The organism is Nocardioides sp. NPDC057577 (genome assembly GCF_042801335.1).
In the GTDB taxonomy this organism is placed as follows: Bacteria; Actinomycetota; Actinomycetes; order Propionibacteriales; family Nocardioidaceae; genus Nocardioides.
In genome coordinates, this window is the sequence record NZ_JBHVGB010000015.1 from 22,044 (window position 1) to 43,916 (window position 21,873).

Annotated in this window: 27 protein-coding genes; 8 read left to right on the top strand and 19 right to left on the bottom strand. The window is 69.8% G+C overall.

Annotated features, from left to right (window positions below; genetic code table 11):
- Positions 1-18: 18 nt before the first annotated feature.
- Entirely contained in the window at positions 19-921 is a 903-nt protein-coding gene (locus ACFU7D_RS05150; RefSeq protein WP_378864183.1) for a TauD/TfdA dioxygenase family protein, read from the bottom strand.
- 27 nt (positions 922-948) lie between these two features.
- On the bottom strand, positions 949-1,923 hold the full coding sequence (locus ACFU7D_RS05155; protein ID WP_378864186.1) for a quinone oxidoreductase family protein: 975 nt from the start codon (positions 1,921-1,923) through the stop codon (positions 949-951).
- 113 nt (positions 1,924-2,036) lie between these two features.
- Between ACFU7D_RS05155 and ACFU7D_RS05160 the strand changes: the two genes are divergently transcribed.
- Positions 2,037-3,035: an AraC family transcriptional regulator gene (locus ACFU7D_RS05160; RefSeq protein WP_378864189.1), complete on the top strand. Its 999-nt coding sequence runs from the start codon at positions 2,037-2,039 to the stop codon at positions 3,033-3,035.
- A 12-nt stretch (positions 3,036-3,047) separates the two neighbouring features.
- Here ACFU7D_RS05160 and ACFU7D_RS05165 read toward each other — a convergent pair whose 3' ends face one another.
- From ACFU7D_RS05165 to ACFU7D_RS05180, 4 genes are all read right to left on the bottom strand, one after another.
- Positions 3,048-3,821, bottom strand: coding sequence for a MerR family transcriptional regulator (locus ACFU7D_RS05165; RefSeq protein ID WP_378864192.1), 774 nt, complete (start codon positions 3,819-3,821; stop codon positions 3,048-3,050).
- A 53-nt stretch (positions 3,822-3,874) separates the two neighbouring features.
- Positions 3,875-4,639, bottom strand: coding sequence for an ABC transporter permease (locus tag ACFU7D_RS05170; protein ID WP_378864195.1), 765 nt, complete (start codon positions 4,637-4,639; stop codon positions 3,875-3,877).
- Positions 4,636-5,433 (bottom strand): ABC transporter ATP-binding protein, encoded by a 798-nt coding sequence (locus ACFU7D_RS05175; RefSeq protein WP_378864198.1) that lies wholly within the window; start codon positions 5,431-5,433, stop codon positions 4,636-4,638. Before ACFU7D_RS05175 ends, ACFU7D_RS05170 begins: the two co-directional genes overlap by 4 nt.
- Before the next feature lie 81 nt (positions 5,434-5,514).
- Positions 5,515-5,973 carry an Lrp/AsnC family transcriptional regulator gene (locus tag ACFU7D_RS05180; RefSeq protein ID WP_378864201.1) on the bottom strand — a complete coding sequence of 153 codons (459 nt, stop codon included), beginning with the start codon at positions 5,971-5,973 and terminating at the stop codon, positions 5,515-5,517.
- Between the two features lie 63 nt (positions 5,974-6,036).
- On the opposite strand from ACFU7D_RS05180, the gene ACFU7D_RS05185 reads away from it, so the two are divergent.
- The gene (locus tag ACFU7D_RS05185; RefSeq protein WP_378864204.1) at positions 6,037-6,696 is read left to right on the top strand and encodes a LysE family translocator; all 660 of its coding nucleotides are present in this window, start codon (positions 6,037-6,039) and stop codon (positions 6,694-6,696) included.
- Positions 6,697-6,703: 7 nt separating this feature from the next.
- Here the strand turns inward: ACFU7D_RS05185 and ACFU7D_RS05190 are convergent, their stop codons facing one another.
- Positions 6,704-7,093: a DUF1801 domain-containing protein gene (locus ACFU7D_RS05190; protein WP_378864207.1), complete on the bottom strand. Its 390-nt coding sequence runs from the start codon at positions 7,091-7,093 to the stop codon at positions 6,704-6,706.
- Between the two features lie 102 nt (positions 7,094-7,195).
- On the opposite strand from ACFU7D_RS05190, the gene ACFU7D_RS05195 reads away from it, so the two are divergent.
- Together ACFU7D_RS05195 and ACFU7D_RS05200 are read left to right on the top strand one after the other, a co-directional pair.
- Positions 7,196-7,654: a MerR family transcriptional regulator gene (locus ACFU7D_RS05195; RefSeq protein WP_378864209.1), complete on the top strand. Its 459-nt coding sequence runs from the start codon at positions 7,196-7,198 to the stop codon at positions 7,652-7,654.
- A 47-nt stretch (positions 7,655-7,701) separates the two neighbouring features.
- Positions 7,702-8,748, top strand: coding sequence for an NAD(P)-dependent alcohol dehydrogenase (locus tag ACFU7D_RS05200; protein WP_378864211.1), 1,047 nt, complete (start codon positions 7,702-7,704; stop codon positions 8,746-8,748).
- 15 nt (positions 8,749-8,763) lie between these two features.
- Here the strand turns inward: ACFU7D_RS05200 and ACFU7D_RS05205 are convergent, their stop codons facing one another.
- Together ACFU7D_RS05205 and ACFU7D_RS05210 are read right to left on the bottom strand one after the other, a co-directional pair.
- Complete coding sequence (locus tag ACFU7D_RS05205) at positions 8,764-9,540, bottom strand: pentapeptide repeat-containing protein (protein ID WP_378728064.1); 777 nt, start codon at positions 9,538-9,540, stop codon at positions 8,764-8,766.
- Positions 9,541-9,568: 28 nt separating this feature from the next.
- Positions 9,569-10,489, bottom strand: coding sequence for a patatin-like phospholipase family protein (locus ACFU7D_RS05210; RefSeq protein WP_378864214.1), 921 nt, complete (start codon positions 10,487-10,489; stop codon positions 9,569-9,571).
- Positions 10,490-10,547: 58 nt separating this feature from the next.
- Here ACFU7D_RS05210 and ACFU7D_RS05215 point away from each other — a divergent pair, with 58 nt between their 5' ends.
- Both ACFU7D_RS05215 and ACFU7D_RS05220 read left to right on the top strand, forming a co-directional pair.
- Positions 10,548-10,916: a pyridoxamine 5'-phosphate oxidase gene (locus tag ACFU7D_RS05215; RefSeq protein WP_378864217.1), complete on the top strand. Its 369-nt coding sequence runs from the start codon at positions 10,548-10,550 to the stop codon at positions 10,914-10,916.
- A 63-nt stretch (positions 10,917-10,979) separates the two neighbouring features.
- A complete protein-coding gene (locus ACFU7D_RS05220) occupies positions 10,980-11,888 on the top strand; it encodes an NAD(P)H-binding protein (RefSeq protein WP_378864220.1) in 909 nt (302 codons plus the stop codon).
- Positions 11,889-11,900: 12 nt separating this feature from the next.
- Here the strand turns inward: ACFU7D_RS05220 and ACFU7D_RS05225 are convergent, their stop codons facing one another.
- From ACFU7D_RS05225 to ACFU7D_RS05270, 10 genes are all read right to left on the bottom strand, one after another.
- Positions 11,901-12,611: a CPBP family intramembrane glutamic endopeptidase gene (locus tag ACFU7D_RS05225; protein ID WP_378864223.1), complete on the bottom strand. Its 711-nt coding sequence runs from the start codon at positions 12,609-12,611 to the stop codon at positions 11,901-11,903.
- Positions 12,612-12,703: 92 nt separating this feature from the next.
- A complete protein-coding gene (locus ACFU7D_RS05230; protein WP_378864226.1) occupies positions 12,704-13,681 on the bottom strand; it encodes a cyclase family protein in 978 nt (325 codons plus the stop codon).
- Entirely contained in the window at positions 13,678-13,926 is a 249-nt protein-coding gene (locus tag ACFU7D_RS05235) for a hypothetical protein (protein WP_378728070.1), read from the bottom strand. The genes ACFU7D_RS05230 and ACFU7D_RS05235 overlap by 4 nt, the downstream gene beginning before the upstream one ends.
- 15 nt (positions 13,927-13,941) lie before the next feature.
- Positions 13,942-15,285, bottom strand: a complete 1,344-nt coding sequence (locus ACFU7D_RS05240) for a TRAP transporter large permease subunit (protein ID WP_378728071.1) — start codon at positions 15,283-15,285, stop codon at positions 13,942-13,944.
- Positions 15,282-16,100 carry an NAD(P)-binding domain-containing protein gene (locus ACFU7D_RS05245; protein WP_378864229.1) on the bottom strand — a complete coding sequence of 273 codons (819 nt, stop codon included), beginning with the start codon at positions 16,098-16,100 and terminating at the stop codon, positions 15,282-15,284. Before ACFU7D_RS05245 ends, ACFU7D_RS05240 begins: the two co-directional genes overlap by 4 nt.
- Before the next feature lie 33 nt (positions 16,101-16,133).
- The gene (locus ACFU7D_RS05250) at positions 16,134-16,535 is read right to left on the bottom strand and encodes a universal stress protein (protein WP_378864232.1); all 402 of its coding nucleotides are present in this window, start codon (positions 16,533-16,535) and stop codon (positions 16,134-16,136) included.
- On the bottom strand, positions 16,532-17,215 hold the full coding sequence (locus tag ACFU7D_RS05255; RefSeq protein ID WP_378864234.1) for a methyltransferase: 684 nt from the start codon (positions 17,213-17,215) through the stop codon (positions 16,532-16,534). Before ACFU7D_RS05255 ends, ACFU7D_RS05250 begins: the two co-directional genes overlap by 4 nt.
- Positions 17,215-18,210 (bottom strand): Bug family tripartite tricarboxylate transporter substrate binding protein, encoded by a 996-nt coding sequence (locus tag ACFU7D_RS05260; protein ID WP_378728075.1) that lies wholly within the window; start codon positions 18,208-18,210, stop codon positions 17,215-17,217. Before ACFU7D_RS05260 ends, ACFU7D_RS05255 begins: the two co-directional genes overlap by 1 nt.
- Positions 18,211-18,246: 36 nt before the next feature.
- The gene (locus tag ACFU7D_RS05265) at positions 18,247-19,752 is read right to left on the bottom strand and encodes a tripartite tricarboxylate transporter permease (RefSeq protein ID WP_378728076.1); all 1,506 of its coding nucleotides are present in this window, start codon (positions 19,750-19,752) and stop codon (positions 18,247-18,249) included.
- Between the two features lie 4 nt (positions 19,753-19,756).
- The gene (locus tag ACFU7D_RS05270) at positions 19,757-20,320 is read right to left on the bottom strand and encodes a tripartite tricarboxylate transporter TctB family protein (protein WP_378864239.1); all 564 of its coding nucleotides are present in this window, start codon (positions 20,318-20,320) and stop codon (positions 19,757-19,759) included.
- A gap of 125 nt (positions 20,321-20,445) precedes the next feature.
- Between ACFU7D_RS05270 and ACFU7D_RS05275 the strand changes: the two genes are divergently transcribed.
- Both ACFU7D_RS05275 and ACFU7D_RS05280 read left to right on the top strand, forming a co-directional pair.
- The gene (locus ACFU7D_RS05275) at positions 20,446-21,204 is read left to right on the top strand and encodes an IclR family transcriptional regulator (protein WP_378864242.1); all 759 of its coding nucleotides are present in this window, start codon (positions 20,446-20,448) and stop codon (positions 21,202-21,204) included.
- Between the two features lie 27 nt (positions 21,205-21,231).
- A complete protein-coding gene (locus ACFU7D_RS05280; RefSeq protein WP_378864245.1) occupies positions 21,232-21,870 on the top strand; it encodes a class I SAM-dependent methyltransferase in 639 nt (212 codons plus the stop codon).
- Positions 21,871-21,873: the final 3 nt, after the last annotated feature.

Below are 21,873 nucleotides of genomic sequence, written 5' to 3' on the forward strand. Positions count from 1 at the left end.
GTTGGTGGTGGGTGGGGGTCAGAAGGGGCGGTCGCCGACGATCCCGGCGCGCTCCATCTTTCGGACGGCGGGCCAGTAGTCCTGGACGGCGTAGTGCTGGGTCGAGCGGTTGTCCCAGATCGCGAAGCTGTTCCTCGTCCAGCGCCAGCGGACCTGGTGCTCGGGGATGCTCGCCCGGCTCGTCAGATAGCGGAGCAGCTCGCCGGCGCCCGGCGCGTAGTCGATGCCGGTGCGTACGTTCTCGGCGGTGTGGAAGTTGGTCAGGTGCGTGGTGAAGCTGTTGACGAACAGCACCTTCTCGCCGGTCTCCGGATGGGTACGCACCACCGGGTGCTCCGCGTCGGGGAACCGCTCCTTGAGCGCGAGCCGCTCCGTGATCGGCATCCGGGCGCCGAAGGTCGCCTCGATGCTGTGGCGTGCCCTCAGCCCGGCGATCTTGGTCTTGACCTCGTCGGGCAGCTGCTCGTAGGCGAGCGCCATGTTGACCCACATCGTGTCGCCGCCGACCTCGGGTCCCTCGACGCAGCGCAGGACGCTGCCCATCGGCGGGTTCACCCGCCAGGTCGCGTCGCAGTGGTACGCGTTCTCGAACCGCTCGGGCGGGCTGTCGAGGTCCTTGTAGATCCGGACGAGGCCGGGGTGGTCGGGGTCGGAGCCGACGACCGGGTGGTCCTCCAGCTGACCGAACCGCTGGGCCAGGGCCACGTGCTCGGCGCGGGTGATGTCCTGGTCGCGGAAGAAGACGACCTTGTAGCGCAGCAGCAGCGCCTTCAGCTCGGCGAAGAGCGCCTCGTCGCGGGAGACCTCGGCGAGGTCGACCCCGGACAGCTCGGCACCGATGCTGCAGGTCAGCGGCTCGACCTCAAAGCTCTGCCGGGAGGCGGCAGGACGGTCGGGGGCGGCGTACGTCGTGGTGTTCATGGTTGTTCTCCTCTCTGTTCGGACAGGTCAGACCTTGAAGACCGAGGAGCCGACGGTGCGGCCGGCCTCGAGGTCCCGGTGTGCCTGGACGCAGTCGGCCAGGTCGTAGCGCTGGTTGATCTCGATGCGGATGCGGCCGGCGCCGACGTGGTCGAAAAGCTCGCCGGCCAGTGCGGCGCGCTCGGCCGGGTCGGCGATGTAGTCGGCCAGCGCGGGGCGGGTGACGAACACCGAGCCCTTGACGGCCAGGTCCATCGCGTTGATCGGCGGGATCGGGCCCGAGGACGTGCCGAAGCAGACCAGCAGGCCGCGACGGGCCAGGGAGTCCAGGGACGTGTGGAAGGTGGTCGCGCCGATGCTGTCGTAGACCACCGGCACGCCGGCCCCGTCGGTGAGGCGGCGTACCTCGGCGGCGACGTCCTGCTCGCGGTAGAGGATGACCTCGGCGCAGCCGTGTGCCTTGGCCACCTCGGCCTTCTCCGGCGTGGAGACGGTGCCGATCACCCGGACCCCGAGCAGGGCCGCCCACTGGCAGAAGATCAGCCCCACTCCGCCGGCCGCGGCGTGGAGCAGCACGGTGTCACCTGCCTGGAGCGGGTGGATGCGGCGCAGCAGGTAGGCCGTCGTCAGGCCGCGCATGGTCATCGCCGCCGCGGTCTCGAAGTCGATGTTGTCGGGGAGCCTGATCAGGGAGTCGACCGGCATCACGCGCTCGGTGCTGTAGGCGCCGAGGGGGCTGCCGGTGTAGGTCACCCGGTCACCCGGCGCGAAGTCGGTGACGCCGGGACCGACGGCCTCGATCACGCCCGCGCCCTCGACGCCGAGCCCGTTCGGGAGCGGGGCCGGGTAGAGCCCGGTGCGGAAGTAGGTGTCGGCGAAGTTGAGCCCGACCGCGGCGTGGCGGACCCTGACCTCGCCGGGCCCCGGGATGCCGACCTCGACCGGCATCCAGCGCATGACCTCGGGCGCTCCGGTCTCCTCGATGCGTACGGCGTGTGCCACTGGGATCTCCTCGGGCTGACGATGTGACGTACGCAACACTAGGGACGGAGATCGGTCCTCGCTTATCCTCAGGGGACAGGTTGCTTGTCATTCAGGGACACCCGGAGGGACGTGTGAAGCCACTCGCTCGCTACGCGGCGCTCAACGGCTATGCCGATCTGAGCCGGTCGCTCGGGCTCGACCCGAGCAGCCTGATGCGTCGCTGCGGCCTCGACCCGGCAGGTCTGGGGATGCAGGACCGCTGGGTGCCCGCCGCCACCGTCGCGACACTCCTCGAGCGGTCGGCTCAGGAGTCGCACCACGAGGACTTCGGGCTGCGGCTCGCGGAGCGGCGCCGGTTCTCCAACCTCGGCCCGCTGAGCCTGGTGGTCCGGGAGGAGCCGGACGTACGCAGCATGCTGCGCATCCTGAGCCGCTACGAGCACATGTACAACGAGTCGCTGCGCACGCGGCTCACCGAGTCGGGTGGCACGGCGACGATCCGGGTCGAGCTCGACCTCGGGGAACCCGCCGAGTCACGCCAGGCGATCGAGCTCGCCGTCGCCGTCGTGCACCGGCTGCTACGGGGGTTCCTGGGGGCGGAGTGGCGCCCGCTCGCGGTGTGCTTCGCCCACCACCCACCGACCGACGCCGCCACGCATCGACGCGTGTTCGGCACGACGGTGACCTTCGACCACGAGTTCCACGGGCTGGTGTTCTCCGCCGCCGACCTCGCCGCCCCTAACCGGATGGCCGACCCCGGCCTCCACCAGTACGCCTACCACCTGCTGGAGTCGGTCGAGCCGTCACGCGTGGGCACCGTCCCCGATCGCGTACGCGAGCTGATCGAGGTGCTGCTGCCGACCGGGCGCTGCTCGATCGAGCAGGTCGCCCGCAGTCTCGGCGTGGACCGTCGTACGGTGCACCGCCGGCTCGCGGCGTACGACCTGACGTTCTCCTCCGTGCTCGACGAGACCCGGGGCGCGCTGGCGGAGAGGATGCTCGCGGGCGGGCACTACTCGCTGACCGAGATCTCCGAGCTCCTGTCGTTCTCCGCCCCGAGCAACTTCACCCGCTGGTTCCGCGGCCGGTATGGCTGCAGTCCGAGCAGCTGGCGGGCGGAGCGGCTCTAGGTCGTACGTCCTCTACTTCTCGATCCGCTCGAGCTTGGTCCAGCCGGTGTAGCCGCGCTTCTCGACCAGGCGCATGAGGTCACGGGCGACGGGGACCTGCTCGACGAACATCGAGTCGAGCAGGGCGGCGAGCTCGTCGGGCATGGCCTGGTCGCCGTCGACATAGACCGCCCAGTCCTCCTCCGATACCGCGTTCATCTGGGCGACGATCTGGTCGGCAATGGTCTCCAGGCGCGGGTCGCCGGGCTGCCAGTCGAGCATGCCTTCCATCTGCTTGTAGGTCTCCACGACCGAGGGGTCGTCGAGCTGGCCGACCTTGTTGCGGATGAAGGCCTCCATGCTCTGCGGCTGCTGGGCGGCGACGAGGATCCAGGCGTCGCGCTCGCCCTCGATCATCCGCTCCGGGATGCCGAGCTCGCGCATCCGTTCCAGATAGGCGACCGCCTCCGGCGGGAGGGCGAGCCCCTCGCCGTGGACGAGCCGGGCGATCCGCTCGCGGTGGCCCTGGAGCTCACGGATCTCGAGACGGAGGCGCTTGTCGATCTCACCGACCGCCTTCTTGAAATCGTCGTCGCCGGCGTCCAGCAGCTCCTTGACACGGGAGAGCGGGACGCCGGCGTCGGCGAGAATGCGGATCTTGATCAGGTCGACCACAGCAGCGGCGTCGTAGCGTCGGTATCCCGAGTGGTCGCGCTCTGGCTCCACCAACAGCCCTTTGGCGTGGTAGTGGCGCACGGCCCTGACGGTGACACCGGCGTACGACGCCAGCTGGCTGATCGTGAGCATCCCCGAATAGTGGCGGGAACGCCGTACTTTGTCTCGTGGTTTTGCCGCGTGGTTCAGGAGAACTTGCGGCGGTAGGCGGCGGTGGCCAGGACGTACGCGACGACCAGGAGGCCGATGCACCAGGCCAGCGCGATCCACAGGTCGTTGCCCGGGTCCTCCCCGGCGAAGATCGCCCGGATGGTGTCGACGATCGGGGTGACCGGCTGGTGCTCGGCGAAGGCCTGCACCGGACCGGGCATGGTGTCGGTCGGGACGAACGCCGAGCTGAGGAAGGGCAGGAAGATCAGCGGGTAGGAGAAGGCGCTGGCGCCCTCGACCGTGCCGGCCGTCAGGCCGGGGATCACCGCGAGCCAGGTCAGCGCGAGGGTGAACAGAGCCAGGATCCCGATGACCGCGAGCCAGTCGAGCACGCTCGCGCCGGTGCGGAAGCCCATCAGCAGGGCGACGAGCACCACCACGACCAGCGAGACCATGTTCGCCACCACCGAGGTGATCACGTGACCCCACAGCACCGCCGAGCGGGCGATCGGCATCGACTGGAACCGGTCGAACATGCCGCCGTTCTTGTCCTGGAACAGACGGTAGGCGGTGTAGGCGATGCCGGAGGCGATGGTGATCAACAGGATGCCGGGTAGCTGATAGCTGACATAGCTCTGGTGGGAGCCGGTGTCGATCGCGCCGCCGAAGACGTACACGAACATGAGCATCATGGCGACCGGGGTGATCGCGGTGGTGACGATGGTGTCGGGGCTGCGGCCGATGTGTCGCAGGGAACGGCCGGTCAGGACGGCGGTGTCGCCGAAGAATCGGGTGGTCATCGTGACTCCTTCACGTTGTTCGTGCTGGCGGACTCGCCGTTGGACTTGCTGGTGATGGCGAGGAAGATCTCCTCGAGGGACGGCTGCTTCTCGACGTACTCCTGCTTGGCCGGCGGGAACATCGCCTTGAGCTCGGCGAGGGTTCCGTTGGCGATGATGCGGCCCTCGTGGAGGATCGCGATCCGGTCGGCGAGCTGCTCGGCCTCCTCGAGGTACTGGGTGGTGAGCAGGACGGTCGTGCCGCGGTCGGCGAGCTCCTTGACGGTCTGCCAGACCTCGATCCGGGCCTCCGGGTCGAGACCGGTGGTCGGCTCGTCGAGGAAGATCACCGGCGGGTTGCCGATCAGGCTCATCGCGATGTCGATCCGGCGGCGCATACCACCGGAGTACGTCGCGACCTTGCGGCCGCCGGCCTCGGTGAGCGAGAACCGGGCGAGGAGCTCATCGGCGACCCCGCCGGGGTTCTTCTGGCGGAGCAGCTTGGCGATCAGGATGAGGTTCTCGCGGCCGGTCAGGATCTCGTCGACGGCGGCGAACTGGCCGGTGAGGCTGATGGACGTGCGTACGTCCTGGGCCTGCGTCGCGACGTCGAAGCCGTTGACCGTCGCCTGGCCGCCGTCCGCCTTGAGGAGCGTCGTCAGGATCTTCACGGTCGTGGTCTTGCCGGCGCCGTTGGAGCCGAGGAGGGCGAAGATGCTCCCCTTCTCGACGCTCATGTCGACGCCCTGGAGGACGTGCACGTCGCCGTAGGACTTGGTCAGTCCGGCGATCTCGATTGCTGGTGTCGGGTTCATGTCGAATAGCGTCGAGGGTTGACCTTGGGTCAAGGTCAAGCGATAGTTCCGACCTTTTTTCGACGACCCCGATCGGGCGGGTCAGTCGTTGCTCTTGACGGCCTTCATCGTGGGGTGGGAGACCATCCGGTGGACGCCCGGGAGCGGGTACATCTTCTCGGTCTGGAAGCGTTCGAAGGCGTTGCTGTCGGCGACGTCGACACGGATCACGTAGTCGATCTCGCCATAGACCCGCCGCATCTCGGTGACCTCGTCGTAGGAGGCGACCATCTCCTCGAACTGGTCGACGACCTCCTTGCTGGTCATCGTGATCTGGACCAGCAGATAGACACAGAAGTCCCGACCCGAGGCGACCGGGTCCAGCCGGGCGCGGTAGCCGGCGATCACCCCGGACTCCTCCAGGCGCCTGACCCGGCGCAGGCACGGCGCGGGTGTCAGGCCCACCCGGGAGGCGAGCTCGACGTTGCTCAACCGGCCGTCGATGGTCAACTCTCGGAGAATTGCTCGATCAATGGCGTCAATGCTCGTCATATTGCTCATCTTCCACCATAAGGGACATTATCGGCAATCAAAGTGCGTCAAACGAGCGATAGAATGGCGTCCATGCTGGAACAACTGGTCGCCTTCGCCGCGACGTCGCTCGTCGTCATCGTCGTCCCCGGCCCGGACATGATGCTGACGCTGCGCAACGCCGCCCGCAGCGGGCGCGCCGGGGCCCTCTGGACCGCGGCGGGCATCATGACCGGCCTCGCCGTCCTCGGCACCGCGGCGGCTCTCGGCATCACCGCGCTGCTGACCGCCTCCCCCACGCTGTTCCAGATCGTCCGGGTCGCCGGCGGCATCTATCTCGTCTACCTCGGCGTCCAGGCGCTGCGCGCCTATGTCCGTGCTCGCAGGGAGCACCGGACGCCGGGGGTCTCAGTGGCAGCCGCCGCCGTCCTCCGCCCCGGAACCGGCGGCATCGCGCGCTCGACATGCTTCCGCCAGGGACTGCTGAGCAACCTCCTCAACCCGAAGGTCGCCGCCTTCTACCTCTCGCTGTTCCCGCAGTTCGACCTCTCGCCGCTGGCGCCCTTCGCCCAGCACATCGCGCTCGCCGCGACGTTCTGGGTGCTCTGCCTGGTCTGGTACGCCGGACTGATCACCGTCATCACCCGGCTCGCGCCCCGCCTGCAGTCACCGGCGTTCGCGCGGCGTACCGAAGGACTGGCGGGCACCGCGATGATGGGTCTCGGCGCCCTCGTGCTCACCGGGTCGGCCTGAGCCGAGCTCAGCCCTTCTGCAGACGGCGCCAGCCGCCGGCGCGGTTGTTGGCCACGATGGCGCGAAGCAGCTCGGTCAGCGCCGGGCGGTCGATCGGGTCGTCGGGGTAGATCTGGATGGCTCGCCCGGTGGCGTTGCCGTGCCCCTGGTTGATGATCCCCGCGGGATCGGGGACGGTCGGGTCGTAGAGGAACAGGTTGACGTGGTCCTTGGTGGCGAGCAGAGCGCACACGTTGCCCTGCAGCACGAAGTAGGGCTGGACCGTCCGCTTGATCGTCTCCTCGATCTCCGGGTCGGCGCCGTGGATGATCTCGCGCAGCTCTCGGCAGATGTCGCGCTGCCACTCGGGCAGACCGTCGAGGTAGGCGTCGACTCCGGCATGGGTGCGGATGGTCATGATCGCAATGTAAACCCGGCCTCCGGGCACCCGGCAAGCGATAAACAAATCGACAAATCATCTCTTTGACTTCAAGTACTTGAAGTTCTTAGCGTCTTTGGTGTGACTGCATCAACGACTCGGACGTACACGATCCGAGAGGTGGCGACGCTGACCGGGCTACCGGCCAGCACCCTGCGCTACTACGAGACGATCGGGCTGACCTCGCCGGTCAGCCGCGGCGCGAGCAGCGGACACCGGGTCTACGACGAGACCGACCTGGACCAGCTGACCGGCGTCGCCTGCCTCGCCGCGATCGGCCTCTCGATCGACGACATGAGGACGTACGTCGCCAACAGCCGCCTCGGCCGCGACGGCGCCGAGGAGCAGATCGACCTGCTCATCGGCCATGCCGAGCACCTCGCCCGGGAGGCCGAGCACCTCGAGCTCCGACGGGCGTATGTCGGTCTCAAGACCGACTACTGGCGAGCCGTCTCCGCGGGCGAAGGGGCCCGCGCCGAGGAGATCGGCGATCGGGCACACGCGATCGCCGACCAGATCCGCAGTCGCGAGAACCACTGATCCACCACCCCCCATCTCAGACACAGCAGACCCCAGGAGAACCATCCATGCGCGTCAACGCGTACGCAGCACCTTCCGCCGGCGAGCCGCTGGCCCCGATCACCATCGAGCGCCGCGAGGTCGGCGCGAACGACGTCCTCATCGCGATCGAGTACGCCGGCATCTGCCACTCCGACATCCACACCGTCAACGGTGACTGGGGCCCGCAGCCGTTCCCGGTCGTCCCGGGCCACGAGATCGTCGGCCGGGTCACCGAGGTCGGCTCGTCCGTCACCAAGCACAAGGTCGGCGACCGCGTCGGCGTCGGCTGCTTCGTGAACTCGTGTCGCGAGTGCGACCACTGCCTCAACGGCGACGAGCAGCACTGCTCGACCCCCGGCGGTGGCGTCGGGACGTACGCCGCGAAGGACCGCGACGGCTCGTTCACCCAGGGCGGCTACTCGACCCACGTCGTCGTCGACGCCCACTTCGCGCTCGAGGTGCCCGAGGGCATGGACCCGGCGGCTGCGACGCCGCTGCTGTGCGCCGGCATCACCACGTACGCGCCCCTGAAGAAGTGGGGCGCCGGTCCCGGCAAGAGGGTCGCGATCGTCGGCCTCGGCGGCCTCGGCCACATGGGCGTCAAGCTCGCTCACGCGATGGGCGCCGAGGTGACCGTGCTGTCGCAGTCGCTGAAGAAGCAGGAGGACGGTCTGCGTCTCGGCGCCGACCACTACTACGCCACCTCCGACCCGGCGACGTTCGAGACGCTGAAGAACAGCTTCGACCTGATCGTGAACACGGTCAGCGCCGAGATCCCCGTCGACGACTACCTCGGTCTGCTCGACGTGGACGGCACCCTGGTCAACGTCGGCGCCCCGCCCGAGCCGCTGAGCGTCAACGTGTTCTCGCTGCTCACCAACCGGCGCAACTTCGCCGGCTCGATGATCGGCGGCATCGCGCTGACCCAGGAGATGCTCGACTTCTGCGCCGAGCACGGCATCGGCTCCGAGGTCGAGGTGATCGCGGCGGACCAGATCAACGAGGCGTACGCCCGGGTTCTGGCCTCCGACGTGCGCTACCGCTTCGTGATCGACACCTCCACGCTGGCCTGAGTCCTCTGCGGGGCTCTAGCCCCAGTGGGCGGGCCGGTCGCGCCCTGCGGGCAGGCGGGTGGTCCCGTCTCCTCGCAGGGCGTTGACCTGCGCCTGGCTGAGGAAGAGGACCCGGGAGAGGTCGGCGCCCGCGACGGCCGCGTCCCGCAGATCCGCACCGAGCAGGTCGGCATCGGCGAGGTCGACGCCCCGCAGGTCGGCGGCCACGAGGAGCGCGCTTCTGAGATCGGCACGACGCAGGTCTCGCCGGCGCAGGTCGCGACCGACCAGGTCGGCGCCGGCCAGCGCCTGACCCGCGGGGTGGCGGATCTCTGCACTCACGCGACGGAGCGCGCTCCCGGCGGCCGCGCGGAGTGCGCCCACGTCGGTCGCGAGCACCTGGTCGGCAGAGCCGGCCGCCGCGGCGGAGACCTGCACGGTCAGCTCGGCGAGGTCGGGCGACGGGCGTCGCTCGGCGGCCTCCTCGAGCAGCGCCAGCATCTCGTGCAGGTTCCGCATCACGGCGAAGACGTCGAACATCTCCTGCCGCAACGCCGGCTCCGTGCGCCAGTCGGCACCACCGAAGGTCACCTGGGTGACCTGCTGACCTGCGCCGAAGCACTCGAACACCGTGCAGCCCGCATACCCGCGGTCCCGCAGCCGGTCGTGGATCCCGCAGCCGAAGTCGGGCCCGAGGTGGCGGCAGGGATCGCCGCCCGCCTTGTCCTCGGGGAAGTCCGCCGAGCGAGTGAAGGGCAGCGCCACGCAACACAGGCCCGCGCAGCGGGAGCAGTCGGACCGGTAGGTGCTCATCGGAGGCAGGGTACGCCGCTGGGCTGCGTCAGCATCCGGCGTCGTCGAGCGCCTTGGCCGTCAACCGCCGGCCGAGCTCGATCATCTCGGTGGCGCGATGGAAGTCGAGCGTGCGGGCGGCGTCGACCGGCACGGTGATCAGGACGTCGGGCGGCAGCCCCGCCAGCCGGTAGCGCGCGATCATCTCCTGCATCGCATCCCACGACAGCGTCATGATGTCGGCGACGCGCAGATCGGGCTGAGCGCGGTTCGACTCTGCCTTCGGGGCCGTGGTCATCTCGCCGCCGATGCCCAGCTTGTCGCGGAGCCGCCGGAAGACCGTCGTACCTTCCTCGTCAGCGGTGACGTCGGCGGAGTTCTCGACCACCGGCGACTGCGTCCCGCGCTGGGTGCGCGGGCCCTGCAGCGAGACCGCAATGGTCAGGTCGGCCGGGGTAGCGGCGGTCGGGGCCATCGGCAGCGGGTTGAGCAGGCCGCCGTCGACGAGCACCCGGCCGTTCCACATCACCGGCAGGAAAACGCCGGGGATGCCGATCGAGGCCCGGATCGCCTTGACCAGCGGGCCGCGCTGGAACCACACCTCACGGTGCGACTCCAGGTCGGTCGCGATCGCGGTGAACGGGATCGGCAGATCCTCGATGAGCTGCTCGCCCAGCAGATTCTCGAGCTCTGCGACGACGCCGTCGGCGTTGAACGCACCGCCTGCCCGCCACTTCGGGTCGAGCAGCCGCAGCACGTCGATCTGACGCAGCCCCGTCGCCCAGCCGGCGAAATCCTCGTCCTTGCCGGCCGCGACCAGGCCGCCGACCAGCGCCCCCATCGAGGTGCCCGCGACCGCCACGATCTCGTGTCCCCGCGCCCGCAGCTCCTGGACGACGCCCAGGTGGGCGTAGCCCCGTGCGCCGCCTGCCCCCAGGGCGAGCGCGACCCGCTTGCCATTCGTCGCCATGCCTCCATGATCCCCGATACCCCGCGGGAGCTCTGCACGTTGGACTAGCGTGCCGGATATGAGCATCCCGGTCGCGCTGTCCGATCTCGCTGCCACGCTCGAACGCTTCGGCAGCGGTTTCCTGCTGACCACCGCGGGCGAGCGGATCAAGGTGGTGGTCGTGGACCCGGTCGTCGAGGGCTCGACGCTGCGGATCTCGAATCCGGGCGGTGGCACCCGTGCGAACCTCGCCGCGAACCCTGTGCTCACCTTGACGTACGCCCCGCTCACGCCGCGCGAGCATGCGCTGATCGTCGACGGCACCGGCCGGGTCGAGGGATCCGATGTCCTCGTGACGCCGACCGGCGCCGTGCTGCACCGGCCGGCATCGCACGCGTCCGGGCCGATCTCCGAGGACGGCTGCGGGCAGGACTGCCGTCCGGTCTGACGTCGGCGAGGAGCCGTCCGCGCGTCGCGTCGCCGGGCATGACGGCGTCCGTAGGCTCGACCCATGGAGTCCTCCACCACCGTGCTCGTCACCGGCGCGACCGGGTTCATCGGTCGGCGGCTGGTCGCCGAGCTGACCGAACGCGACCTCACGGTGCGCGCCATGACCCGGCGGCCGGACGACTACGACGGCCCCGGCGAACCGGTAGGTGCCGACGTCGACGACCCGACCACCCTGTCGGCAGCGCTCGACGGGGTCGATGTGGCGGTCTATCTGGTGCACTCGCTCGACCACGACGACTTCGAGGAGCGCGACGCCCGGGCCGCCCGGTCCTTCGGCGCCGCGGCCGCCCGGGCCGGGGTGCGCCAGATCGTCTATCTCGGCGGGCTCGGGGACGACGGGGATCTCTCACCCCACCTACGCTCTCGCCGCGAGGTCGAGACCCTGCTCGGCGAGGCCGGTGTCCCGGTCACGGTGCTGCGGGCCGCGATCGTGGTCGGCCGGGGTGGCGTCTCCTGGGAGCTGACCCGGCAGCTGGTCAAGAACCTCCCCGCCATGGTGGTGCCGAGGTGGACCGCCACCCGGACGCAGCCCGTCGCCGTCGACGACGTGATCCGCTATCTCGCCGGTGTCATCGACAACGAGGACGCGATCGGCGAGGTCTTCGAGATCGGCGGCCCCGAGCCGATGACGTACGTCGACATGCTGACAGTCGCCTCCGAGGTGGCCAACGGCCGATCGATCCCGGTCGTCGCCGTGCCGGTGCTGACGCCTCGACTGTCGTCGTACTGGCTGGCACTGGTGACCGACATCGACGTGACCACCGGGCGCAATCTGATCGACTCCATGACCACCGAGGTGGTCGTACGGGACCGTCGCATCCTCGATGTCGTGCCCGGCGAACCGCTGCCCTATCGGGAAGCCGTACGTCGCGCCCTGGCCGAGCGGCTGGCCGACGAGAACGCCCTCTGAGCCGGCGGTGTCTCAGCCGAAGAGCAGCGGCAGCGCGAGCAGCATCGACAGCGACCACGAGCAGTGGGTGAGGATCGGCGCGAGCACGCCGCCGGACGCACGCCGCTCGAGCCCGACCACTACCCCGAGCAGGATCGCCGCGAAGGCCAGCATCACGTTGCCGGTCGCGAGCGTCGCGATCACGTAGGCCACCGACGTCCAGGCAACCGGATGGCGAGGAAGGGCGGCGTAGACCGCACCACGGAAGAACAGCTCCTCCGCCACCCCGTTGACCGCCGTCACCACGACCAGGATCGGCAGCGAGCCCTGGTCGGCGAAGTCGAGCACCGAGCGAACCTGTCGGTCCAGCCACGGGATCTCGCGCACGACGAGACCGCCGATCACGAAGATCCCGGCCAGACCGAGGCCGAGCAGGATCGGCGCCAGCACCGGACGTACGAACCGCTGCCGACCCTGCCCGTCCTGCCGGCGCCAGGCGCCGATCCGTCCTAGGTGCAGCGGCCCGGACGCGAAGGCGCCGATGGTCCAGACTCCGGCCAGGGCGAAGGCCGCCGGATAGAACCAGACGCTGCCCGGCTCGATCCGGAGCGATACGCCGAGCACCAACGCACCGAGTACGACGAACCCGACCGTGACCGCCTGGCGGCGCCGCAGGCCGGCGTCGCTGTCGCGGTGATCGCGCGGCACGACGTCCCACAAGGACCTGCGCACCCAGCTGCGCACGGCACTCCCCTCGCTCCGGTGACGGCTGCGTCCAACGTACGTGGCCGGCATGACCAGGCACACGGATCAGGGCTGCCTCGATCGACGTGTCGTCACATGATCGCGACGGCGTTCGCCGGTGAGCCGGTCGCGCCGGTGACGTTGAGCGGCTTGACGCTGAGGAAGGCCTCCCACCGCTGCAGGTCGTCCATGCGGCGAGCCAACGGCCCGAGCCTCCACAGCTCGCCCAGCGGCATGCCGAGCTTGGCCAGGAACTCCTGGTGCATCATGCCGCGGTCGTTCGGCGCCGACCGGACGAAGGGCGAGTGGGGGACGGGCGGCAGGCACTCGACCGCGAAGGTGTCCGCCGCGAGCAGGGCGAGGCCGGTGTCCCAGGCCCAGTCGAGGACCTCCTCGCTCTGTTCGATGCCCGTGGCGCGGCCGACGGCCTGCTGAGCCAGCTTCTGCTCGGCGGTGAGCCCGAGGAACCACTCGCACCACCCGGTGTGGAGCATGACGATGTCACCGGCACGCAGCTCGACCGCCTGCGCGGTGAGAGCCTGATCGATGTAGTCGTACGGGATCGGCTGGCCCGCCTCGTGGTCGAGAGTCTCCTCGCGCCGGGCGAGGAGGCCGGCGATGTCCACCAGAACTCCCCGGCTGACGATGGGCCGGTCGGCCCAGACCTGGATGCCGATCTCCTCGGTGCCGGGGACGATCAGCTCGTCGGCGGTCTCGCCGTAGAACCCGACGTCGTCGGCACGCCGATGCCGCAGCCCGTCGACCTGGGTCGAGGACTGGAGGTAGTAGCCGTCGAGGTAGTCGTCGCGGTGAGCCGGGTGGTTGCCGTAGATGACGTGCTCGGCCGGCTTCCTCGCCCTGGACATCCCCGGCATGAACGCGTTGATCGGGTAGTCCAGCCCGAAGGTCTCGCCCAGCTGGACGAGTCCGGCCGCGGCCACCACGCTCTCCTCGCCCGCGAACGACGGCGTGCCGCGCCACGGGTCCTCGAAGAGCTCCCACGACGTGCCCCGCAGCCGGCCGGGCCGGTCATGGAGCTCGGCCCGGCTCGGGCGGTCGTGCGTGGTCATCTGGTCGCTTCCGCGTCGTCACGCACCGTTGCCTCGGAGCCGACGTGGGTGAGGAGGTAGGCCGTCACGGCCGAGGTCGAGGCGGCGACGCACAGAATCGTCTTGAACAGGCCGTTGGGGCCTACGACGACTGCCTGGCTGCCGACGACCAGGCCCACGGTCTGCAGGCCGATGAGCGCGAGACCGCCGAGCAGCGCGACGATCAGCGACGCGATGAAGACGGTGCGGAGGATCGATCGAGTCATGGTTCCGTCCCTTTCTCAGACAGGCAGGACGCCGGAGGCGACGAGCACCCCGATGCCGAGCAGCGGAAGTGCGTAGTAGGCGAGCATCCTGCGGAAGGTGTGCAGCGGGTCGACGCCGGCGATGCCGCAGGCGACATACAGCGGCGCTCCGCCCGGCGGCACGGCGGCCTCGCAGGAGGAGAAGATCAGGACCGCGACCGCGGCAGTCGTGGCGGGTACGCCCGCGGCCGCGAGCGCGGCCACGCCGACCACGCCGACCGCTGCCATCGTCGCGGTGCTCGAGAGCGGTGCCGCGACGGCGACGACGATGATCCCGATGACGAGCGCGAGCAACCACACGGGCAGGTCGAGGTCACCGAGCAGCCCGGCGAGCTGATCGGGGAGACCGGTCGTCGCCAGCGCGTTCGCACCCGCGAACGCGAACAGGACGGTCAGCCCCACCACCCCGAACCGCGGTGCCGAGCCGCCGATCAGCTCGACCCAGCCGCGGCCGCTGCGCGGCAGCCGATCACGCCCGAGGAACAGCCCGATCAGGATGAGGATGACGGGCATCCAGAAGATCGGGCTCAACGCCTCCGTGACATCGGAGTCGATCCGCTCGGTGAGCGCCGTCGCCACGGCGCCGGTGGTGAGCACGATGGGGATCGCGATCCCCGCGAACAGCAGCAGCGTCGGCCAGCCGTTGGAGAACGCAGCCCGTACGTCCCGGCCGCTGCGCGACACGGTCGGACCGCTGCCGGCGGTGGAGCGGCGTACGAGCAGGTAGGTGACGATCAGGCGGTGCAGCACGCACCACAGCCCACCGATGAGCAGCGGCACGATCAGCGAGTCGATGTCGACGAGGGCACCGCCGACCGAGGAGCCGACCAGGACGAACATCGAGGCGCTGAACGGGAAGGTGATGCCCATGCCCGCGTTGCCGGCCACGATCGTGGCGGCCGTGGTGCGGTCGACGCGGGTGCGCTCCATCCACGGGATCGTCACCGACCCGACGGTGGCGGCGATCGCCGCCTGGTTGTGGACGATGCTCCCGAGCCCCGCGGAGGCGACCGTCGACACGTACGCCGGGCCGCCACGGCGGTGACCGATGAGAGCGTCGAGCAGGTCGATCATCCGGTGGGTGACGCCTGCCTTCTCCAGGACGTAGCCCATGAAGACGAAGATGACGGTGGCGTAGACGATCTCGTCGACGATCGCGGCATAGAGGGCGTCCCAGCCCGCGCTGAGGAACTGGCTGCCGTTGAACACCGCGGCGACGACGAACCCCACCACCATCGCCTCACCGACATTACGGCGCAGAACGGTCGTCCAGGCCAGGATCACCGCCAGGTAGACGCCAAGCGCCCAGACGCCGATCACGACCCGCTCCCGTCAGCGGCCATCCGCTCCATCGCTGTCATCGAGGCACCCGTCATCTCGGCAGGAACCCCCAGATCTGCGAGGTAGGCGCCGGTCGAGCGCATCTCCGCCGCCCGCCGGGCGGCATGCTTCGACGTACCGGTGAGGAAACGGTCGATGACCGCCTGTCCGTCACCGGCGAGAACGCCTGCGATCTGACCACGGACCCACTCTTCCATCCCGGCGCCACGCCCGGCACCGACCGCCTCGACGACGACCGAGGCGAGCCCCTTCATGAAGACGCTGCGCAGCAGCTTGTGCGCCATGGCGTCGCCGAGGTCGCCACCCACCACCTCGACCGGCGTGCCCAGCGGACGCATCAGCGCCGCGACCGCGTCGCCCGCCGGCCCGGCGGCCATCAGCGGCGTGGCGGTGCCCAGCTGGATGACCGGTCCGAGGATGGCGACATCGACCAGGCGTACGTCCTCGCGCCCCTCGAACACCGTGGCCAGCGCCCGCTTCTCCAGCGGCCCCGAGGAGGTGAAGTCCGCATAGACGGCACCCGGGGCGAGTGTGGCGGCGGCCGTCTCCGCGACCGATCGGCTCGCCGAGGCCGCGGTCAGGACGATCACGACCTGGGCGCCCTCGACCGCTCCCTCCAGCGTGTCCGCGACCTCGACACTTCCCGGCGCCTCGCTGAGGTAGGGATCGAAGCCGGTCACCCGGTGGCCGGCCTGGGCGAGAGCGGTGCCGTAGATGCGGCCGACCTCGCCGAGGCCGAGGATCGCCACGCTGGCGCCCTGGAGCGGACTGTCGGAGCTTGTGCTGTGTGACATCGTCGAACTTTCGGTGCTGGGGAGGATCAAGGGTCAGTCGTCCGCGAGAATCCGGATGGCCAGGACGTCGCAGGGGGCGCGCAGCAGCACGGTCTGAGCCGTGCTGCCGAGGAGGAACTTCCCGGTGCGCGAGCGGCGGCGGAGACCGACGACAACGAGGTCGGCGCTCACCCTCTCCGCCTCGTCGACGAGGGTCTCGGCGACGGCGACGGCCTCGGCGTACTGGCGTACCTCGACCTCGAGGCCCTGGTCTGCCAGCCGCTGCCGCACGGCCTCGAGCTCCGCGGCCGGGACGAGGCCGCGGTCGGCATAGGCGCCGCCCGTCGAGGAGTTCACGACCACGAGGGGGCCGCCACGTGTCTGGGCCTCCCGGACGGCGCCGGCGAGGACACGCTCGCCGGCGTCGCCGGGCATGTAGCCCACGAGGATCGTCATGGCTGCTGTCCCTCGGGCCCGGCGAGACCGAGGGAGGCCTCGATCACCCGGCGGGTCGCCTCTTCGGCGGCGTACTTGGCCTCGGCACGGTCCGCGATCACGGCCGCGGACTCGAGGGGAACCACGACAACACCGTCCGCGTCGCCGACGATGATGTCGCCGGGGCGTACGACCACTCCGGCGACAGCGACATCGACCGAGAGGGCGTACGGGCCATCCTTGTAGGGGCCGGCCGGCGTGCGCGAGCGGGCGAAGACGGGCATGTCGTACTCGGCCAGGCCCTCGGCGTCGCGGACCGCGCCGTCGAGGAGGAACCCGGCGACACCGCGGGCCTTGGCCTTGCCGCCGATGAGCTCGCCGATGAGGGCGCGCGACTCGTCGGCGCCGCCGCTCACGACGATCACCTCACCCGGTTCGACCTGCGTGAGCGCCTCGTGGATGCCGAGGTTGTCGCCGGGGCGGGTCCAGACGGTGAACGCGGTGCCGACCATGCCGGCACCGGGCCAGGCGGGCGTGATGACGGAGTCGACCGAGCCCAGCCGATCCATCGCGTCGCCGATGTTGGCAGTGGGGAGACGGCGGAACCGGTCGAGAAGCGCGTCGTCGGGACGCTGCGGCCGAGCCGTGGCGACGCGGCCGCCGGGGTTGAACTGCTGGTCGGCGAGGATGCTGTCGGTCATCAGTCGTCCGCCTTCACCAGCGGGAACAGGTCGCCGAAGGTCTTCTCGGTCTCGTCCCAGTAGGTGGCGTACTCGTCGGCGTCCAGGTAGGACGGGGCGAGGCCGGCGTCGGTCATCTTCTTCTGGAACGCCGGGTCCTCCATCACCTCACCGATGGCGGTGGACATCTCGTCGACGACCTCGTCGGGCGTGCCCGCCGGGAAGGAGTAGCCGCGCGAGGAGGAGATCTCCACGTCGTAGCCGGACTCCTCGAACGTCGGTACGTCGGGCAGCGACTCGGCGCGCTCGGCGTCCATGACGCCGACGATGCGGACCTTGCCGGAGTCGGCCAGGGGCCGCAGGTCGCTCACGTTGGCGAGCAGGACCTCGGTGTTGCCGCCCAGGAACGCGGTGGTGGCGGCGGTGCCGCCGTCGGCGAAGTGCACCGGGGCGAGATCGGCTCCGGTCACCTCCTTCAGGCTGGCGAGGGCGAAGTGCTCGTTGCTCGCGACGCCGGTCGTGGTCGCGCGCAGCTTGCCGGGTTCCGCCTTGGCGGCCTCGACCAGGTCCTTCGGGGTCTTGATGTCGCTGTCGGGGGCGACCGCGACCGCGGTGGGGTCGACGACCTGGAGGGCCACGGGGGCGAAGCTGTCGCGCTCGTAGGAGGCGCCCCGGCTCTCGTCGAGCACGGTCATGATCGCCGACGGGAACGTCGTGGCGGCCATGGTGTAGCCGTCCGGCTCGGCCTGCGTCAGCGCGGTGTAGGCGACCTGGGAGTTGGCCGCGGGCTTGTTGACCACCGTGATGGTGGCGTCGAGCTTGTCCTCGAGCTCCGTGGCGAGCATGCGAGCACCGATGTCGGTCGGGCCGCCCGCGTCGTACCCGACGACGAGCTCGATGGGCTTGGCCGGGTAGTCGCCGGTCGCTGCGTTGGTTCCGGACTGGGCACAGGCAGCGAGCGAGAGGCACGCCAGGCCGATGCCGGTGAGGGTGAGTGCGCGGGGTGCGCGGTTCATGGGGATGACCTTTCGTCGGTTTCGGGGGTGGCTGGATCAGACTTCGGCGTCGGTGGGCAGTCCCGCCTTTCTCTTCAGTCCGGCGCTGAACACAGAGGCGAGGAGGATCGCGAGGGCGACCAGCAGGAACACCAGCGAGAGCGGGCGGTCGACGAAGATCCCGAAGTCGCCCTGGGAGATCTGCAGGGACTCCCGCAGCGCGCTCTCGATGAACGGGCCGAGGATGAGCGTGAGGACCAGCGGCGCGAGCGGCAGGTGGACCTGCCGGAAGACGAAGCCGACGACGCCGAAGAACACCATCACGTAGATGTCGATGACGCTGTTGTTGACGGCGTACGAACCGATCACGATGAAGGCGAAGATCACCGCGCGCAGGACCGAGTAGGGGATCGCCAGGATCCGGGTCCACAGCCCGACCATCGGGACGTTCAGCACCAGCAGGAGCAGGTTGCCGACGAACAGGCTCGCGATCACCGTCCAGACCAGGTCCGGCGCCTCGGTGAAGAGCTGCGGTCCCGGGGTGAGCCCGTTCTGGAGGAAGGCGCCCATGAGCACCGCGATCGCCGGCGAGGCCGGGATCCCGAGCGTGAAGAGCGGGATGAAGGCGGCGTTGCTGTGCGAGTTGTTGGCGGTCTCGGGAGCGGCTACGCCCTCGATCGCGCCGGTCCCGAGCTCCTTGCGGTGCCGGGAGACCTTCTTCTCGGTGCTGTAGGCCAGCAGTGAGGAGATCGCCGAGCTCACGCCTGGGATGAGGCCGACGACGGTGCCGATCGAGGCACCTCGCCCGATCGCCGGTGCGGCGCGGCGCAGGTCGGTTCTCGTCGGGAGCAGCTGCCGGAGCGTCGGGGCGGTGGGCTTGGGAGCCGCGCCGCCGCTGGTGGCGAGCAGCTCACCGAGCCCGAAGATGCCGACCAGGACGGGTACGTAGCTGATGCCGTCGAAGAAGTGCGGCTGGTCGAAGGTGAACCTCGGCATGCCCATGACCGGGTCGATGCCGACCATCGCGATCAACAGGCCGAGGCAGGCCGAGATGAGCCCCTTGAGGACCGACCGCCCCACCAGGCCGACCAGCAGCGCCAGGCCGATGAGCACCAGGGAGAAGAACTCCGGGGGCCCGATACGCAGGCCGAGCTCCGAGAGCGGCTTCGCCGCCACGACGAGCGCGAGCGTGGCGATCGTGCCGCCGATGAACGAGCCGATCCCGGCCGTGGCCAGTGCTGCTCCGGCCCGACCACGCAACGTCATCTGATAGCCGTCGATGCAGGTGATCGCCGACTCGCCCTCGCCCGGGATGTTCAGCAGGACGCTCGTGATCGTCCCGCCGTACGCACCTCCGTAGAAGATCGCGGCCAGCATGATGATGGCGCTGGCCGGATCCATCGTCAGGGTGAGCGGGATCAGGATCGCCATGCCGGCGGTCGACCCGATCCCGGGCAGGATGCCGAGGATCGTGCCCAGCAGGCACCCGATCAGGGCGAAGAGCAGGTTCTGCGGGGTCAGCGCCGAAGCGAAGCCGTCGAGGAGCGCGGTGAAGGAATCCATGACCTCACAGCCCCAGGTCGCGCAGGAACGGGATGCTGGAGACCGGTAGCGGCACCGTCAGCAGCCGGGTGAAGGCGTAGAAGACGCCGAAGCTTCCGATCACGGCGATGACCAGCGACTGCAGCGGTCCCCGGCGCCCGACCACCAGCAGGTGGAAGAGCAGGAAGACCAGCATGCTGACCTGGTAGCCGACGGGCTCGAGGCAGGCGGCGAGCACGCACAGGCTCACCAGGATGGCCAGCACGGTCGGGAGGGAGTACTCGGGCGTCTCCTCCTCGTCCGGGGCCGGCTTGCCCGCGGTCTCGGGGCGGAGTCGTGCCCGCAGCTCCTGGCCGAACCAGATGAGCCCCAGCACGACCAGGAGCACCCCCAGCCAGAGCGGGAAGAACCCGGGCCCAGGCCCGAGGTCGTCCCAGTAGCCGAGCGAGCGCGAGCCGATGAACGCGGCTGCTCCGATCGCGACGACGAGCGCTGCGACGAGCAACGGCAGGACGGACCGGCGGCGCTCGTCAGCGGTCGCCGGACCGGCTACCGCCGTAGTGGCGGGGATGTTGGTGTAGTCGCCCATGTTTCTCATTCTGTGATAAGGTGTATCACGGCATGAGGAACTATCCGTGACGGCCGTCACCCTGTCAAGCCCTCGTGCTCAGGGGTGCGAGGATTCGATGCGTCGCGACGAAACGGAGGAGGCCCGTGAGCGAGGAGAAACCGGCAAGCACGATGCGCTCTTTGGAGAGAGCCATCGACGTCCTCGAGGTGCTCGAGGCGACGCGTACGCCGCTGCGGCTGAGCGAGGTCGCGCGCCGAGCGGGTCTGCACGTCGCCACGACCCAGCGCATCCTCAACGCGCTCGAGTCGCGCGGACGGGTCGAACAGGACGGCACCGGCTATCGCACCGGCGTCGCGATGCTGTTCGGGGCACACGCCTACCTGGCCACCAACCGGCTGGCCTCGACCGCGCCGATGATCCTGCAGCAGCTCGCCGCTGCCACCGGGCTCACCGCCTCCGTGTTCGTTCGCGCCGGGTCCTCCCGTGCCGTGATCGCCCGGGTCGAGGGCAACGACCCGCTGCGCTATGTCCTCCCGATCGGCGAGCGGCTCCCGCTCCACCTCGGCGCGGGCAAGGTCATCGCTGCGTACATGGATCCCGCGGAGCTCGAGGCAGCCCTCGACGGCATCGGCGAGTTCACCCGGGCAGACGGGACCCAGATCTCCCCCGAGGACTTCCGGAACGAGCTCGAGGAGATCCGTCAGCGCGGCTGGGTGGCCTCCCACGACGAGCGCGTGGTCGGCGCGTCATCCGTGGCCGCTCCGCTGATCAGCGCCGACGGTGAATGCCTCGCGGCGATCCAGGTCTCCGGTCAGACCAGCAACCCCGCCTTCACCGACCCCACGCCCCTCGGACACGAGGTCGGTCAGGCCGCAAGTGCGCTCGCTGCGCGCCTCGGCTGACTCCAACGTGCCCTAGGGTCGTTCGACGTGCCCGACAACTGGCTGAACGAGACCCGCGACTCCTACGACACCGATGCCGCCGGCTACGCCGAGCAGGTACGCGGCCTGCTGGACGATCGCCCCTACCTGCGTGCCGGCCTGGCCGTGTTCGCCGAGACGGTGCGCCAGAGCGGCGGGCCGGTGGCCGATGTCGGCTGCGGGCCCGGGTACGTCACGCGGCACCTCCGCGACCTGGGCGTGGACGCGTTCGGGATCGACCTCTCCCCGGAGATGGTCGCCATCGCCCGGCGCGACCATCCGGATCTCGGGTTCGAGGTCGGGTCGATGACCGATCTGCCGCTGGCGGACGGGTCCGTGGGCGGCGTACTCGCCTTCTGGTCCGTGATCCACATCCCCGACGCGGCGGTGCCGGGAGTGTTCGAGGAGTTCCGCCGGGTGCTTCGGCCCGGCGGTCAGGTGCTCGTCGGTTTCCACGTCGGCGACGAGACACGGCATTCGTCCACGGGCTACACGGGGCAGCCGATCAACGTCGACAGTCACCGGCGCCGGCCCGGGCAGATCTCCGAGTGGCTGCGGGAGGCCGGGTTCACGATCGAGGCCGAGCTCCTCATGCGGCCCGACGACGAGGTTCCGGGCGCGATCGCCTTCGCACAAGCGCCGGTTTGATCG

Coding starts and splice junctions, on each gene's coding strand:
- ACFU7D_RS05265 (WP_378728076.1), bottom strand. CDS start 19,752: ATGGATTCCTTCACCGCGCTCCTCGACGGCTTCGCTTCGGCGCTGACC.
- ACFU7D_RS05165 (WP_378864192.1), bottom strand. CDS start 3,821: ATGCTCACGATCAGCCAGCTGGCGTCGTACGCCGGTGTCACCGTCAGG.
- ACFU7D_RS05210 (WP_378864214.1), bottom strand. CDS start 10,489: ATGGCGACGAATGGCAAGCGGGTCGCGCTCGCCCTGGGGGCAGGCGGC.
- ACFU7D_RS05180 (WP_378864201.1), bottom strand. CDS start 5,973: ATGAGCAATATGACGAGCATTGACGCCATTGATCGAGCAATTCTCCGA.
- ACFU7D_RS05215 (WP_378864217.1), top strand. CDS start 10,548: ATGAGCATCCCGGTCGCGCTGTCCGATCTCGCTGCCACGCTCGAACGC.
- ACFU7D_RS05205 (WP_378728064.1), bottom strand. CDS start 9,540: ATGAGCACCTACCGGTCCGACTGCTCCCGCTGCGCGGGCCTGTGTTGC.
- ACFU7D_RS05260 (WP_378728075.1), bottom strand. CDS start 18,210: ATGAACCGCGCACCCCGCGCACTCACCCTCACCGGCATCGGCCTGGCG.
- ACFU7D_RS05245 (WP_378864229.1), bottom strand. CDS start 16,100: ATGTCACACAGCACAAGCTCCGACAGTCCGCTCCAGGGCGCCAGCGTG.
- ACFU7D_RS05250 (WP_378864232.1), bottom strand. CDS start 16,535: ATGACGATCCTCGTGGGCTACATGCCCGGCGACGCCGGCGAGCGTGTC.
- ACFU7D_RS05200 (WP_378864211.1), top strand. CDS start 7,702: ATGCGCGTCAACGCGTACGCAGCACCTTCCGCCGGCGAGCCGCTGGCC.
- ACFU7D_RS05190 (WP_378864207.1), bottom strand. CDS start 7,093: ATGACCATCCGCACCCATGCCGGAGTCGACGCCTACCTCGACGGTCTG.
- ACFU7D_RS05150 (WP_378864183.1), bottom strand. CDS start 921: ATGAACACCACGACGTACGCCGCCCCCGACCGTCCTGCCGCCTCCCGG.
- ACFU7D_RS05270 (WP_378864239.1), bottom strand. CDS start 20,320: ATGGGCGACTACACCAACATCCCCGCCACTACGGCGGTAGCCGGTCCG.
- ACFU7D_RS05175 (WP_378864198.1), bottom strand. CDS start 5,433: ATGAACCCGACACCAGCAATCGAGATCGCCGGACTGACCAAGTCCTAC.
- ACFU7D_RS05220 (WP_378864220.1), top strand. CDS start 10,980: ATGGAGTCCTCCACCACCGTGCTCGTCACCGGCGCGACCGGGTTCATC.
- ACFU7D_RS05235 (WP_378728070.1), bottom strand. CDS start 13,926: ATGACTCGATCGATCCTCCGCACCGTCTTCATCGCGTCGCTGATCGTC.
- ACFU7D_RS05230 (WP_378864226.1), bottom strand. CDS start 13,681: ATGACCACGCACGACCGCCCGAGCCGGGCCGAGCTCCATGACCGGCCC.
- ACFU7D_RS05255 (WP_378864234.1), bottom strand. CDS start 17,215: ATGACCGACAGCATCCTCGCCGACCAGCAGTTCAACCCCGGCGGCCGC.
- ACFU7D_RS05185 (WP_378864204.1), top strand. CDS start 6,037: ATGCTGGAACAACTGGTCGCCTTCGCCGCGACGTCGCTCGTCGTCATC.
- ACFU7D_RS05170 (WP_378864195.1), bottom strand. CDS start 4,639: ATGACCACCCGATTCTTCGGCGACACCGCCGTCCTGACCGGCCGTTCC.